Origin of the sequence: Burkholderia sp. AU32262 (assembly GCF_020419985.1) — a bacterium.
Classification (GTDB): domain Bacteria; phylum Pseudomonadota; class Gammaproteobacteria; order Burkholderiales; family Burkholderiaceae; genus Burkholderia; species Burkholderia semiarida.
Genome location: NZ_JAIZRS010000013.1, coordinates 37968 through 52879, shown reverse-complemented (window position 1 = coordinate 52879; position 14912 = coordinate 37968). Strand labels below are relative to the sequence as shown.

The following is a 14912-nucleotide window of genomic DNA, read 5'->3' as shown; positions in this document are numbered from 1 at the left end:
TCACTTCACGTCACTTCCATGAAAACGACTCTCCTGCGGCGCGCCGTGGCGGCGGCCGCGTTGACGATGGTGGCTTCGTTGGCACACGCGGCGACGTATGCGTACGTGTCGAACAGCGACAGCCGCGACATCTCGGTGTTCGGCGTCGATACGGCGACCGGTGCGCTGACCGCGATCGAAACCGTGCCGGTCGGCGGCGCCGTGATGCCGATGGCGCTGTCGCCCGATCATCGGCGCCTGTACGCGGCATTGCGTTCGACACCGTATCGCGTCGTCAGCTTCGCGATCAATCCGCTCGACGGGCAGCTGAGCGAGCTGGGCCGCGCGCCGCTCGCGGACAGCATGGCGTACGTGTCGACCGATGCGTCGGGCCGTTACCTATTCTCGGCGTCGTATGGCGGCAACCTGCTCGCGGTGAACCGGATCGGCGCGGACGGCGTGGCCGGCGACGTGCAGCAGACGGTGAAGACCGGCCCGATGGCGCATGCGATCCGCCCGTCGCCGGACGGCCGCTATGCGTTCGCGTCGGTGCTCGGCGCCGACGCGTGGCTGCGCTTGCCGTTCGATGCGTCGACCGGCACGCTGACCGACACGGGCGAGCCTGCGTATCGGCTGCCGGAGAAATCCGGTCCACGCCATTTCGTGTTCTCGTCGAACGGGCGGTTCGCCTACCTGATCGACGAACTCGACGGCAAGCTGCACGTGCTCGCGCTGTCGCACGGCGGCGCCGATGCGCGGGCGATCCAGACCGTGTCGATCCTGCCGCCCGATTTTCACGGCGACAAGCCGTGGGGCGCCGACCTGCATCTGACGCCGGACGGGCGCTTCCTGTACGCATCGGAGCGCACGTCGAGCACGCTCGCCGCGTATCGCGTCGATGCGAAGTCGGGCACGCTCGCGCGGATCGGCACGTTCGCGACCGAACCGCAGCCGCGCGGCTTTGCGATCGATCCGTCGGGCAGGTATCTGCTCGCGGCCGGGCAACTGTCGCCGACGTTGGCCGTGTACCGAATCGATCGCGTTACCGGGCATCTCGACGCAATCGGCAAGTATCCGGTCGGCAAGGGCGCAAACTGGGTCGAGATCGTCACGTACGACGGGACGAACTGATTCGGTGTGCGGCGCAACGGGCGGCATCGATCGCGTGCCGCCCGTTTCGCGAACGGAATGCAACCGCACTCGCGCACTCGCCCGCGCCGCGAACTACCGGTCGATCGACTCAAGTTGGAGCAGCCGCCGTCGTTAACCGATAAGGGATGACTTCGGGAGTCGATTCGCCATGCGTGATCTGAAAGTGAAAAGCAGTCTGCTTGCCGTGCTCGCCGCGTTCGCCGCGATGATCGTCGTCGGCGGCATCGTCGGGATCGTCGCGCTCGGCAGCGCGAACACGAACGCGAAGCGCCTGCACGAAATCGCGACGCAGACGTCGCTCGTCAACGACGCTTACAAGGACAGCACGCGTACCCGCTCGGCGCTCGTCCGTGCGTATTCGGCGCTGAAGGAGCACGACGATCCGGCGCAGCGCGACTCGGCGCTGCAAAGCGCGCAACGCACGTTCGATCTTTCCGCGAAGGAAACGCAGGCGTTCAAGGATGCCGCACCGGTCGGCAACCTCGGCGCGGACCTGAAGCAGGCGCTCGTCGAGTCGTCGACGCATCTCGCGAGCGTGCTCGCGCGTGCGGCCGACGCGCTACGCAACGGCGACACCGCCGCGTATGCGGCGATCAACGACAAGGAGATCACGCTCGCCGGTCAGGTGTATTCGGCGAACGTCGAGAAATTCCAGCGCATGGCCAACCAGCTCGCGCAAGACTCGATCGACGCCGACAACGCCGCCTATACGCGCATCATCGCGATGGTCGGGATCGGCGTCGCGCTGGCGCTCGCGCTGATCGTCACGACGCACTTCGCGCTGCGCGCGATCGTGTCGCGGCCGCTCGCGAACGCGGCCGCGCTGCTCGACCGCATCGCGTCGAACGACCTGACCGTGACGGTGCCCGATGCCGGCCGAAACGAAATCGGCCAGCTGTTCGCGGCGATGAAGCGGATGCAGGCGGGGCTCGCGGCGACCGTCACCGGCATGCGCGACAGCAGCGATGCGATCCATACGGCCGCACGCGAGATCGCGGCCGGCAACCTCGACCTGTCGAGCCGTACCGAGCAGCAGTCGGCGTCGCTCGAGGAAACGGCCGCGAGCATGGAGCAGTTGACGTCGACGGTGCGCCAGAACGCGGACAATGCGCAGCAGGCGAGCACGCTCGCGGCAAGCGCGGCGGACCTCGCGCAGCACGGCGGCGAACTGGTCGGCCGCGCGGTCGACATGATGGGCGTGATCAACGCGAGCTCGCAGAAGATCGCGGAGATCACCGGGATGATCGACGGGATCGCCTTCCAGACCAATATCCTCGCGCTCAACGCGGCGGTCGAATCGGCACGCGCGGGCGAACACGGGCGCGGCTTCGCGGTCGTCGCGGGCGAGGTGCGCACGCTGGCGCAACGCAGCGCGAGCGCCGCGCGGGAGATCCGGCAGTTGATCGGCGCGTCGATCGACGACGTGCGCGACGGCAACGCGCTCGTGACGCAGGCAGGGCGCGCGATGGACGAGATCGTGTCGTCGGTGCGACGCGTGGCGACGATCATGACCGAGATCACGACGGCCACCGTCGAGCAGAGCGCGGGCATCGACCAGGTCGGCCAGGCCGTCACGCAGATGGATCAGATGACGCAGCAGAACGCGGCGCTGGTCGAACAGGCCAGTGCCGCCGCGACGGCGCTTGAGCAGCAGGCCGGGTCGATGCAGGTCGCGATGTCGGTCTTCCGGGTGGCGCGGGCGGGGTGAGCCGCCTGCCGACGCGGCCGTGTTCGGCGCGCTGCGTGAAGCGGTGTGGGTCATCGGCATCGGCGCCGGTAGCAGCAGTTCCGCTTGTATCGACATCGACGACGACCGTGTGCGGCCGCTCGTCACGACCGCACGGAGCGACGCGAACGCTCACCTAACCAGGTGGTGCATCGCGCTCGGCATCGCCGTCCGATGCGTCATCGCCCGACCGATCGTTGCGCCAGTGCGCAAGCTCGCGCCACAGCGCCGGCCGCGCATGGTCACGCGGCGGCAATTCAATGACATACGCGACGCCACGTACGTTGACCACCGCACCCGAGTCGGGCAGCGCGGGAATGCCCGCGGACGACGGATCGTCGTCCGGCTCGGCGGCGACGGTTGGGCAGGGCGGGCATGGCGACATCATGCGAATTCTCCGTGGGGTGTCGAAGCGGTGCATCAGTAACGGACCCGCCCGACCAGGCCGAGCGGATCGATCGCGTGCTGGACGGCGCCGGCGAGTTGCCGTTGCGCGGCCGGCACGTGCTTGCGGTAGTACGCGATATTGACCGGCCCGACGCCATGCTCGGCGCTGAAGCAGCCGCCTGCCTGCATGACGCGGTCGTACAGCGCGCCGCGCAGCGCCACCTGCTGCAGCGGCCCGTAGCGATGCGCGTCCGCATGCGGGATCGACACGACGAGATGGCAGCCGCCGTCGCCGAAATGGCCGAATGCATGACAGCGCAGCGACGGATGCGCGGCGGCGAGCCACCGCTCGGCGTCGGCGACGAATCCGGCCAGCGCGCCGCGCGGAAACGACACGTCGAACGACAGCGGCACGCCGTCCTGCGCGACCGCGGCCGGCAGCGCGTCGCGAATCCGCCAGAACCGTTCCGCCGGCGCGCACGCCGCGTCGAGCACCGCGCGATCGCTTGCGAGCGCGTCGAGCGTCGCGACGGCGCGCTCCTCCAGCAGCGCATCGAGGCCCGGCATGCCGGTCGCGATCTCGACGAGCGCGTAGCAGGCGGCCGTGCCGGCCTCGAACGGCGCGCGCAATGCGGGAAACGCGGCGGCGACGCAACCGACCGCCGTCGCCGACATGAATTCGAACGCCGACAGCATCTCGCCGAATGCGCGTTCGAATGCGAGCAGGCCGGCGAGCGCGGCGTCGTACGACGCGAACGCGACGAACACCGCGCACGACGACCGTTCGAGCGGCGCGAGCGCGAACGACACAGCGGTGACGAGCCCGTTCGCGCCATTCGCGCCGATGAAGCATTGCGCGACGTCGAAGCCCGCGTTGCGCTTGCGCAGCGGCGCGAGCGCGTCGATCACGGTGCCGGCTTCATCCGCCAGCACGACTTCGACGCCGAGCACGTGACGGCGCACGTCGCCGTACTTGATCAGGCGGCTGCCGCCCGCGTTCGCGCCGACGAGGCCGCCGGCCGCCGGATCGCTGCCGAGATCGATCGGCACGCAGAGCCCGGCGTCGCCCGCGACGCGATTGATGTCGGACAGCCGCACGCCGGCCTCGACCGTGATGCTGCGGTTGGCCGGATCGAACGCGCGAACGGCGCGCATCCGCTCGAACGACACCACGCATTGCGTGCCGCTGCGATCGGGCACGGCCGCGCCGACGAGACTCGTGCGCGCACCTTGGGCGACGAGCGCGATCCGGTGCGCGACGGCGGCGCGAACGAGCGCGCACACGTCGGCGGTCGATGCCGGCCGCGCGACGCCGAGCGGCACGCCGCCGTGATGCAGGACGTCGGTCGCATACGGCTCGCATGCGGCGCCTTCGAGCCAGCCGTCGCCGAGCGCCGCGGCGAGCGCGTGCCGCGGCGCGGCGTGTGCCGCGTGTGCGGGCAGCGCGTTCATCGTCAGCCTGCCCGCGCGAGCTGCCTGCGCAGCCGGCCGCGTACGACGACCAGCGCGATCAGCGGCACGACGCCGCCCCACAGCGGGCTGTGGCGCATCGCGATCGACACCGCGAGCGCGACGACGGTGACGGCGAGCAGCACGAGCGACAGCGAACGCGCCCGCGCGCGATCGACGAGCGTGCCGTCGACGAAGCCGCCGTCCGACCACGCGGTATGCACGATGCCGACCACCAGCACGCAGACGAGCATCGCGGCCGGCCCGAGTTCCTCGCCCCACAGACGGCTACCTGTCGGCGAAACCAGCGCGAGCACTGCGCCGATCACGAGGAACAGGTCGACGCCGAGCGCGATGCTGTTGCGCTCCGCGCGGCGCATCAGCCACGCGCCGTGCACGAGCGCGAGCACGCCGCCGATCAGGAACGCGTGGGTCCAGCGCAGGTCCGGCTGTTCGGGGCCGAGCCGGCCGTAGAACAGGAACACGATCGCCGGCAGGAAGTTGCTCGCGTGCAGCAGGTAGCCGGTTATGGGATGGGTCGATTTCATCTGTGTCTCTCCTTCGTCGAAACAGCGGGGCGACGCGTCACGCGTCGTGCCAGCGGAACAGCCGCGCGGCGGCGAACAGGAACAGCGCGGTGCACGCGGTCATGCCGAGCAGTTGCGGCGCGAGCTGCGCGTACGGCGCGCCGTCGACCAGCGCGCCGCGCAGCGCGACCGCGAACTGGTTGGTCGGCAGGAACGCGAGCCCGGCCTTCAGCCACGCGGGCGCGGCGTGCATCGGGATCGTCAGGTCGCTGAAGAACAGCAGCGGGTAGTAGGTGACGTTGCACGCGAGCTCGGCGGCCGCGAGCGAGCGCGTGCGGCTGGCGAGCAGCACGCCGATGCTCAGCACCATCGCCGCGCCGAGCAGCACGATCGGCAACGCGCGCAGCCCGTCCGGCGTCGCGATCGGCAGCGCGATGCCGAACGCGACGCGCGCGACCGTCAGCAGCACGAGCGCCGACAGCGCCATCATCGCCATCCGCGCGACGATCAGCGCGGCGAGGAACACGCCGCGCGACACCGGGAAGCACACGTACAGCTTGAACGTATTGCGCTCGCGCAGCGCGGCGATCGCGGTGGTCGTCGAGTTCAGGCCGATCGCCATGAACGCCATCACCAGGATGCCGGTCGCGAAGAACGCGCCGTAGTCGAACGGGCGGCGCGTGGGCGCCGCGTTCTCGAAGCGCGCCTGCGCGGCCGGCAGCCCAAGCCGCTGCGCGGCGCAGCGCGCGAGCGCGATCTCGACGACTCTCGATGCCGCCTTGACCGCGAGCGAGCCGTTGAAGTCGTAGCGGATCGTCGCCGGCGCGCGCTCGTCGGCGCCGAGCACGACGGTCACGCGCTCGGCCGGCGCGCCGTGGCCGCCGAAGGTTGCCTTCACCGTGTCGCTGTGCGACAGGCTGGCGACGATCTGCGCCTGGCACGCCTGGTTGTACGGCGTCGCGCCGCCGGGCAACTCGAACGCGATGTCGGCCGTGCCGAGCGAACCGGAGCCGCCGAACGCGAACAGCATCACGCTCAGCAGGAACACGGGGAACACGAGCGTCCAGAACAGCGACGAGCGGCTGCGCAGATAGCCGAGCAGCTCGTTGCGCACGAGGATCAGGAACACCTTAGTCATGGCTCGGGCCCTCGGTGCACAGGCGCAGCAGGTCGCCCGGCGTGCTCGGCGCGAGCGCGAGATGCTGGATGCCCCGTTCGCCGACGATCCGGTGCACGTTCGGATGCAGCGTCGCATCGCCGAATGCCTCGACCACGTGCGCGGCCGACACGCGCACGCCGGTCACGCCGGGCAGCGCCGCGAGCCGCTTGCGCAGCGCGCGCGCATCGGCTTCGTCGCGGCAATGCAGGACCGCGCGCGCATCGCCGACGAGCTCGGCGCGCAGCGTGTCCTGGTCGCCCTGGTAGCGCACGCCGCCGTCGCGCACCCACACGAGATCGTCGACCACGCTCAGTTCTTCCTCGGAATGGCAGATCATCGCGATGCTCGTACCGCTTGCGCGGTGGCGCAGCAGATCGATCACGACGCCCGCGTAGCGGCGGTCGAGGCCCGTGAACGGTTCGTCGAGCACGGCCAGCTCGGGCCGATGCGCGAGCGCGACGTAGAGGTCCACGCGCTGGCGCTGCCCCTTCGACAGCGCGCGGCACGGCTTGTCGAGCAGTTCGGCGATGCCGAGCGCGTCGGCGATCGCCGCATCGGTGTGCGCGTACATCGCGCGGTGCAGCGCGACGATCTCCGACACGCGCAGGTGATCGGGATACTCGACCTTCTGCAATTGCGCGCCGATCCGCTGCAGCGAGCGCGAATCGCGCATGAAGCGTTCGGCCGGCACGTCGAGCACGCGCACGTCGCTGCCGCCGCGCCGGAAGCCGAGCAGCGTTTCGAGCAGCGTGGTCTTGCCGGAGCCGTTCGGCCCGACGATCGCGGTGATCGCGCCGAGCCGGAACCGCACGTGGCGCGCGGAGAAGCGGAAATCGCCGGCTGCGACGTCGATCGCGCGCGCGCCGAGCGCCGCGCCCGGCGCATGCGCGTCGGGCAGCGGCGGCGTGCCCGCGCGCCGCGGCCGGTCGAACGCGGCGGGCGGGCCGAACATCGCGCGCACGGACGCAAGAAACGAAACGCTCATCGTCGGCATCCTCAGTCGAACAGCATGACCTGCGTGTCGCGCACGCCGCGGTACGGGTTGCGGCCGTGCGCGACCAGCATGTTGTCGACGACGAGCACGTCGCCGGCCTGCCACGGGAACGCCCGTTCCTCTTCGTCGAGCGCGTCGTAGATCGCCACCAGATCGTCGAACGGCATCGGCGAGCCGTCGCCGTAGCGGATCTCGTACGGAAACGCGGCGCGCGTGCCGTACATGCGCTGCAGGTAGCGATAGCTGAGCGCGCCCATCGAGCGCGGGTTCGGGTGCTGCGCGCTCGCCTGGTTGAACCACACCGTCTCGCCGGTGCGCGGATGCGTGCGCAGCGCGCTGCCGACGTGCGATACGGTCACGCTGCCGTCGTCGAGCCAGCGGCAGCCGACGCCGCGTTCCGCGCACAGCCGTTCGACTTCGTCGCGCGCCGTCGTGCCGAATGCGTCGTCCCACGGCCGGTGGTACGCGGCGAACGGCAGGTTCGGGTTCGCGGCGAGGCCGTCCGCGCGGTCGCCCGGCGCCGCGAAATTGCGCAGGTACATCACGCCGCGTTCCGCAAACCGCGCGCGCAGCGCGGCCGGCACGCGCGCGGTCACGCGGCGCATGTCGCAGATCGGCGTTTCGCCGCCCGCGTCGGCCGGCTGCCGGCAGTAGAACGCGACGAGGCGCGGGAATGCGGGCATGTAGGCCATCTCCTGGTGCAGCCCGATCTTGAACGGCGGCGGCATGCGGGTCGACTCGTAGACCTGGCCGTCGATCTGCCGGCGCGGCGCGGCGCCGGCCGTGTAGCCGTTCGCGTGTGCGGGGTAGAGCGCGCCGAGGCGGCCGAACGCGGCGGTGTCGGGCACCGCGAAGCCGCGCCACAGCAGCGCGCCGCACGCATCGAGCAGCGTGTCGATCGTGTCGAGCCGCGAGCGGTACCACGCGACGAACGTCTCCGGCGACGTCGCGAGTTCGGCGCTGCGCGGGCTCACGCACAGCGGCAGCGTCGCGCCGGGCGCGACCGGCGCGCAGTGCACGTCGTCGGCGCCGAGCCGCACGGCGGCATGTGCGGCGAGGAAGGCGAGATCGGTCATCGCTCAGGCCAGCGCCGGTTTCTTCAGCAGGATTTCGAAGCCGAGCGCGCCGAGCCCCGCGCTCGGGCTGTAGATCGACGCAACCTGCGTCAGACCGGCTTCTGCCACCAGCGCATGCGCCTCGTCGAGCGTGATCTTTTCCTCGACGTGGGTCGGCGGATAGTCGGCGGCCGCGCGCATCTCGGTGAAGCGGTCGAGCAGGTGCTGCGGCGCGTCGCGGCGCATGTCGTGCACGAGCGCGATGCCGCCCGGCTCCAGCACGCGGTACATCTCGGTGAGGCTCAACGCCTTGTCGGGCAGATGGTGCAGCGTCGCGCGGCCGACCGCCATCGTCAGCGTGCCGGCGTCGAACGGCAGCGCGAGCGCGTCGCCGACGCGCATCTCGATCGTGTCGTCGAGCCCGAGTTCGCGAATGCGCGGGCGGCCTTCGTCGAGCATTGCCGGATCGAGGTCGATGCCGACGTAGCGCCAGCCGCGCATCGCCGGATCGGTCGCGAGCCGCACCGGCACGACGCCGGTGGCCGTGCCGATGTCGGCGATCGTGCCGGGCGTCATCCCGCGCGCGAGCTGGCGGATGCGGCTGATGAACAGCAGGTCCCACGGTTCGAGCGTTTCGGTGGCGAAGCGATCGTAGTCGTTCGCCGGGCGCAGGTTCTTGAGCAGCATGACGTTCCTTGTGCGAAAGGGTGAGGGTTCACAGCCAGCCGACCGGCACGGCGGCCAGCAGCCGTCGCGCGGTCGCGCTGTTGACGCCGAACGCCGGGCGGCGGCGCCGTTCCACCGCATGCGCGGCCATCGCCGCGATGCGCGCGCCGAGCCCGACGCCGACGCCCCACGACGGCGCGGCGACGCCGAGTTCGAGCAGCGTCGCGGCGGTCAGGAAATCGATGTTCGGCCGCAGCGCGCGGCGCGCGTCGGCCTGCGCGCAGCACGCGTCGAACAGCGTCACGTAGCCGCCGCCGAAGCCGCAGGCCGCGAACCGGCCGCGCATGTGCGGCGGACGCGGATCGGCGACGAACAGCGGATGGCCGAAGCCGTACAGCGTGCGTTTCGCGTCGAGCGCCGCGTCGATCGCCGCGCGCCCGGCTGCGTCGAGCGCGGCCGACGGTGCGCCGGCGCCGCCGGGCACCGATCGCGCGAGCGCCGCGAGCCACTGCATCGCTTCGAGCGCGGCGCCGACGTGCGACGGCCCGCTCGCGAGGAAGCCGGACGCGATCGCCTGCGTCAGCGTGACGCCGGTGCCGATCGCGACGCGCGGCGCGAGCACGGTCGGCGTGATGTAGCCGAAGCCGGCGTGCCACGCGACGAGCAGCATGTCCATCGCGGCTTGCGCCGGCGCGTCGTGGCGCGTCGCGCCGGTCAGCGCGAGCATGCGTTGCGCTTGCGTCCGCGCGGCATCGAGCGCCGTGGCGCCGCCGGCGCGCGGGCCGGCGGCGAACGGCCGGCCCTCGATCGCCGCGTGCAGCAGGAACGGCGCGGCGGCCGCGCACAGCAGCATCGTGTCGAGATCGGCATCGTCCGGCGCCGGGCCGCGCATGCGTTCGAGCACGTCGTCGAGGCCGCGCAGCAGGCCGGACGCGGCCGCGAACACCGGCGCGACGCCCGCCGCACCGAGGTCGGCCGCGACCGACTGGGCGACCGAGCCCGGCGCCAGCGCGTCGGCGAACGCCGCGAGCCGCGCGGCGATCGCGGCCTCGTGCGCGCGATGGTCGGCGCGGCCGGGCGCGACGTCGAACCACAGATGCGCGAGCGCGCCTTCGAACGTCGTCGCGCCGATCAGCGCGTTCAGGTCGAGATCGCGCACGCGCAGCGCTTCGGGGTCGAGCGTCGCGCCGTCGATGTCGGTGCCGCGATGGCGCGTCGTCGGGCGGCCGAGCAGGTTGCGCGGCGCATCGGCGGTCGGGGCGGCGGGGATGCTGGAATCGAGAGTCGTGTCCATGTCATTCCGCCGCGGCGAGTTCGTCGCTGCTGACGCTGATCGCCGCGTGCGCCATCGCGGCGATCACGGCCGCGTGCTGGTCGACGACGGGCAGCACGTTCGCGAAGTAGTAGCGCGCGCTTTTCAGCTTGCCGCGATAGAACGCGAGCTCGGCCGGCATGTCGGCCGTTTCCGGCGCATCGAGCCGGCGTGCGGCGATCGTCGCCGATTCGAGCAGCACCCACGCCGACGTGACCACGCCGAACATCTCCAGAAAGCGCGTGTAGAACTGGCTGCTGCGATGCGTGTGGCCGTCCTGCACGTCGCGCGCGATGTCGTCGAGCGCGGCGGCGATCCGGTCGGCGCCCGCGCGCAGCGCGTCGAACAGCGGCCGAAGCTCCGCTTGCGTGCCGGCGTGATGCTGCTGGGCGAGGAATGCGTCGAGTTCGTCGCGGTAGTACTGGATCAGCCGCGAATGGCGGCCGAAGCCGAGCTTGTCGCGCACGAGGTCCTGCGCCTGGATGTAGTTCGTGCCTTCCCAGATCGACAGGATCTTCACGTCGCGCGCATTCTGCTCGACGGGGCTCGCGTCGGTATAGCCGAGCCCGCCATGCACCTGGATCGCGGTCTCGCAGATGCGCCATGCCTGGTCTGAGATGAACGCCTTGCAGATCGGCGTCAGCAGCAGTTGCAGCTTGCGGTGGCGCTCGATCTCGGCCGGGTCGGCGTCGGGCGTCGCTTCGAGCATCGCCGCGCGCGTCGCGGTCGCGGCGAGCTTGCCGAGCAGGCCGCGGCAACCGTCGACGCGGCTTTTCATGTCGACCAGCATGCGCTGCACGTCCGCATGCTCGACGATCGCGACGCGCGCGGCGTTCGTGTTCGACGCGCGCTCGATCGGCCGCCCCTGCAGCCGGCGGCCCGCATACTCGACCGCGTGCAGGTACGCGCTCGACGCGACGCCGACGCCGAACATCCCGGTGCTCATCCGCGCCTGGTTCATCAGCGGCATCAACTGCAGCAGGCCGACGTTGCGGCGGCCGCCGAGCAGCCAGCCTTTCGTCGTGCCGTTCGCGCCGAACACGAGATGCGTGTTCGCGCAGCCCTTGAGCCCCATCTTGCGCGGCAGGCCGATGCAGTCGACATGGTTCGGCCGCAGCTCGCCGGTCTCTTCGTCGGGCCAGAAGCGCGGCACGACGAGGCACGACAGCGAAAATGAATCCGGCGATGCGGTATCGATGCGCCCGAGCACGAAATACAGCGTGTTTTCCGTCAGCTCGTGCATGCCGGCCGAGATGTAGACCTTTTCGCCGTCGATCGCGTAGATATCGCGTTCGAGCGGCGTCGCGCGCAGCGCGACCGCGGTGAGGTCGGTGCCGGCCTGCGGTTCGGTCGCGCAGAAGCACGCGTCCCAGCGGTACGCTTCGAGCGGCGCGATCAGCGCCTTCTGATGCGGCGTGCCGTGCATCTGCAGCAGCTTGACCGCGGGGCGCGTGAAGCCGCCGTACGTCATGAACGACGGATTCGCGCCCATGAACATCTCGTAGATCATCTGCGTGACGATCGGCGGTAGCCCGTGCGCGGTGCCGAACAGCGTGTTCGACCACTCGTCGCGAAAACGCGCCCACAGCGCATGGAAATGCGAAGGAATCCGTACCTGGCCGTCGTCGAGCAGCGTGCAGCCCTCGACGTCCGCCTGCTGGTAGCTGCGCCCGAGGTCGAGCGCGAAGTCGCGCGCGCGTTCGAGCAGCGCGTCGACGGACGCACGATCGTGCGCGCTGTACGGTCCGTGTTCGAGAAAGTGCCGATCGGCCTCGAACAGTTCCCACAGAAAGAAGCGCAACTCGCGCAGGCTGACTTTGTATGCGCTCATCATGCGTCTCCTTCGATATCGAGCGCGGCGTCGAGGCCGCCGGCCAGATCGACGACGGCCGCCGCCGCCGCGCCATGCAGCGCCGCGTCCCATACGAGCACCGTGCGGCGTTCGCCTTCGTCGAGCGCGCCCGCGAGCCGGATCAGCGCGGCGGCCGATTCGGCCGACGACAGATGGCCGGCCCCGTCGTGCTGGATGCGCGCGCCCACCGGGATCGATGCGGCGTCGGCCACGCGCGCCGCGAAGCCGGGATCGAAGCCGGGCGGCACGCACCAGTCGATCTGGTTCGCGCGCAGGTTGGCCTGGTCGAGCGCGCGGCGAATCGCGCGGGCGGCGACCGGCGCGAGCGTGTCGCGCAGCGCGGCCGGCGCATCGGCCCACGGATCGGCGACCGATGGCCCGAACTCCATCGCGACGGCGCGCACGCCGCCCCACGCGGCCGGTTCCGGCGCCGGCCCCGCGCGCGATACGAGCAGCGCGGCGGCCGCGTCGCCGTAACCGACCAGATCGCCGAACTGGCGGAAGAACGGGTAGAGCCACTTGTCGCTGAGGATTACGAGCGCCTGGTCGCCTTCGTCGAGCAGCAGCCCGTCGAGCAGCATCAGCGCCGAATACCAGCCGAGCGTGCCGTTCTGGCCGAGCGCGAACGGCGTCACGCGCTGCAGCCCGAGTTCGTACTGCATGCGGCCGACGACCGAGTCGCCGATGCCTTCGTTGAGCGCGCAACTGGCGACGATCAGATGCGTCGTGCGCGCGAGCGCGCCGGAGCCGAGCTGGTCGCGCAGGTCGAGCGCCGCATCGGCGGCGAGATCGGCGAGGCTGCGCCCCGGCGGCGCGACGCGCAGCGCGGGCCGGCCGCCCGGCGCGAGGCGCGTGCCTTCGTCGGGCGTCAGCGCGCCCATGCCGCGCGGCCGCGCAAAGCGCGCCTGCGGCAGCGGCAGGTGCCGGTAGCCGGGATGGCGCTCCTGCGCCTGGATCGCGCTGAACACGACGGCGGGCGGCAGCACCACGACGCCGCCGGACAACGCGAGCGTGCCGGGCGCGGCGACGCGCGGCGCGCCGACACAGGGTTCATCGAGCGTCGACGGGGTCATGCGGCGGTCTCCTCGAGGTTCGGGCGCGCGAACGCGTCGCGATACTGCGCTTTTAGCGCCGGTCGGTCGATCTTGCCGTTCGGGTTGCGCGGCAACGCCGGCAGCGGCTCGACGACGAGCGGGTTCATGTAGGTGGGCAACGCGTCGCGGCACGCGCGGGCGATGTCGATGCGGCACGCGTCGGCATCGAGCGTCGACACGACGCACGCGGCGATCGCCTCGCCGAGCGCCGGATGCGGAACGCTGAATACCGCGGCCTCGCGGATGTGCGGCAGCGCGAACAGCACGTCCTCGACCTCGGTCGGGCTCACGCGATAGCCGGACGTCTTGATCATGTCGTCGCCGCGCGCGACGAAGTACAGGTAGCCGTCCGCGTCGCGCCGCACGATGTCGCCGGACCATACGGCGACGTCCGGGCGCGGAATCTCGCCGTGCCGGCGCGGCAGCGGGCGAAAGCGCTGCGCGGTCAGCTCGGGCCGGTTCCAGTAGCCGAGCGTGACGAATGCGCCGCGATGCACGAGTTCGCCGGGCTCGTCGGCCGCGCATTCGCTGCCGTCCGCGCGCAGCACGAGGATTTCCGCGTTCGGCACGGCCTTGCCGATCGACGTCGGGCGCAGCGCCGCATCCGCGGGCGGCAGGTAGGTCGAGCGGAATGCTTCGGTCAACCCGTACATCAGGTACGGCGACGCGTGCGTGAACAGCGCCTGCAGACGGTGCAGCAGCGGCGTCGCGAGATGGCCGCCGGTGTTCGCGAAGCGGCGGATCCGCGTGCGCGCGGCGTCGCTCCAGCCGGCCGACGCGAGCTGCATCCACAGCGGCGGCACGCCGGTGATCGACGTGACGCCGAACGCGTCGCAATGGCGCGGTACTTCGGCCGGCTGCAGGAAGTCGAGCGGCGTGTAGCACGCGCCGGACGCCAGCGCGGTCGTCAGCTGGCTCAGGCCCGCATCGAAGCTGAGCGGCAGCACGCCGAGCACGACGTCGTCGTCGGCGAGCTGCTGGTACGCGGCGACGCTGAACGCGCCCGACACCAGGTTGCGGTGCGATACGACGACGCCTTTCGGCTTGCCGGTCGAGCCGGACGTGTAGAGCAGCGCGGCCGGATCGTCGTCGACCGGGCGGCCGGCGGGGGCCGCCGCCGACGTCGGCGTGTCGGTGCCGGGCGAATCGATCGCATCGGCCAGTTCCTCGATCAGCAGCGTGCGCGTGCCGACGAGCGCGGCGAGCGCCGGCAGGCGCTTGAGCCGCTGCGCACCGGTCACGAACAGCGCGGCGCCGCTGTCGGCGACGATGTGTTCGATCTGCGCTTCCTTCAATTGCGGGTTGACCGGCACGAAGATCGCGCCCAGCGCGTTGGCCGCGAGCATCGCGACCACGGTTTCGATGCGCTTCGGCGCATAGATCGCGACGCGCTCGCCCGGCTGCACGCCGCGCGCCGCGAGTACGGCGGCGGCGCGCCGGACCGCGTGGGCAAGCTGGTCGTAAGTCAGCGTGCCGCCGCCGTCGGCATAAGCCGGACGATGCGGCCAGCGCGCGGCGCCATGTTCGAGCAGGTCGGCGATGCTGATCAATGCGTTCATG

General features: G+C 71.2%; 13 protein-coding genes. 2 read left to right on the top strand and 11 right to left on the bottom strand.

Annotated elements, in window-relative coordinates; all coding sequences use genetic code 11:
- Positions 1-18: 18 nt before the first annotated feature.
- Positions 19-1110, top strand: coding sequence for a lactonase family protein (locus tag LGN10_RS17110; protein WP_059639015.1), 1092 nt, complete (start codon positions 19-21; stop codon positions 1108-1110).
- 169 nt (positions 1111-1279) lie between these two features.
- Entirely contained in the window at positions 1280-2839 is a 1560-nt protein-coding gene (locus LGN10_RS17105) for a methyl-accepting chemotaxis protein (protein ID WP_060009082.1), read from the top strand.
- A gap of 154 nt (positions 2840-2993) precedes the next feature.
- Here LGN10_RS17105 and LGN10_RS17100 read toward each other — a convergent pair whose 3' ends face one another.
- From LGN10_RS17100 to LGN10_RS17050, 11 genes are read right to left on the bottom strand one after another with little or no spacing between them, the layout of a single operon-like run.
- Entirely contained in the window at positions 2994-3245 is a 252-nt protein-coding gene (locus LGN10_RS17100; protein ID WP_059579186.1) for a hypothetical protein, read from the bottom strand.
- A gap of 32 nt (positions 3246-3277) precedes the next feature.
- Positions 3278-4696: an FAD-binding oxidoreductase gene (locus tag LGN10_RS17095; protein ID WP_226224372.1), complete on the bottom strand. Its 1419-nt coding sequence runs from the start codon at positions 4694-4696 to the stop codon at positions 3278-3280.
- A 2-nt stretch (positions 4697-4698) separates the two neighbouring features.
- Positions 4699-5241 (bottom strand): permease, encoded by a 543-nt coding sequence (locus LGN10_RS17090; protein ID WP_226224370.1) that lies wholly within the window; start codon positions 5239-5241, stop codon positions 4699-4701.
- 37 nt (positions 5242-5278) lie between these two features.
- A complete protein-coding gene (locus LGN10_RS17085) occupies positions 5279-6358 on the bottom strand; it encodes an ABC transporter permease (protein ID WP_060309941.1) in 1080 nt (359 codons plus the stop codon).
- Entirely contained in the window at positions 6351-7364 is a 1014-nt protein-coding gene (locus tag LGN10_RS17080; RefSeq protein ID WP_059579610.1) for an ATP-binding cassette domain-containing protein, read from the bottom strand. The genes LGN10_RS17085 and LGN10_RS17080 overlap by 8 nt, the downstream gene beginning before the upstream one ends.
- Before the next feature lie 11 nt (positions 7365-7375).
- Positions 7376-8449 (bottom strand): TauD/TfdA family dioxygenase, encoded by a 1074-nt coding sequence (locus LGN10_RS17075; RefSeq protein ID WP_060009071.1) that lies wholly within the window; start codon positions 8447-8449, stop codon positions 7376-7378.
- Positions 8450-8452: 3 nt separating this feature from the next.
- Positions 8453-9115 carry a class I SAM-dependent methyltransferase gene (locus tag LGN10_RS17070; protein WP_059579171.1) on the bottom strand — a complete coding sequence of 221 codons (663 nt, stop codon included), beginning with the start codon at positions 9113-9115 and terminating at the stop codon, positions 8453-8455.
- Positions 9116-9143: 28 nt separating this feature from the next.
- Positions 9144-10388 carry a citrate/2-methylcitrate synthase gene (locus LGN10_RS17065; RefSeq protein WP_226224369.1) on the bottom strand — a complete coding sequence of 415 codons (1245 nt, stop codon included), beginning with the start codon at positions 10386-10388 and terminating at the stop codon, positions 9144-9146.
- Position 10389: 1 nt separating this feature from the next.
- Complete coding sequence (locus LGN10_RS17060) at positions 10390-12237, bottom strand: acyl-CoA dehydrogenase (RefSeq protein WP_059579165.1); 1848 nt, start codon at positions 12235-12237, stop codon at positions 10390-10392.
- The gene (locus tag LGN10_RS17055; protein ID WP_226224368.1) at positions 12237-13331 is read right to left on the bottom strand and encodes a hypothetical protein; all 1095 of its coding nucleotides are present in this window, start codon (positions 13329-13331) and stop codon (positions 12237-12239) included. The genes LGN10_RS17060 and LGN10_RS17055 overlap by 1 nt, the downstream gene beginning before the upstream one ends.
- Positions 13328-14911 carry an acyl-CoA ligase (AMP-forming), exosortase A system-associated gene (locus tag LGN10_RS17050; protein WP_124861368.1) on the bottom strand — a complete coding sequence of 528 codons (1584 nt, stop codon included), beginning with the start codon at positions 14909-14911 and terminating at the stop codon, positions 13328-13330. Before LGN10_RS17050 ends, LGN10_RS17055 begins: the two co-directional genes overlap by 4 nt.
- Between the last annotated feature and the right edge of the window lies 1 nt (position 14912).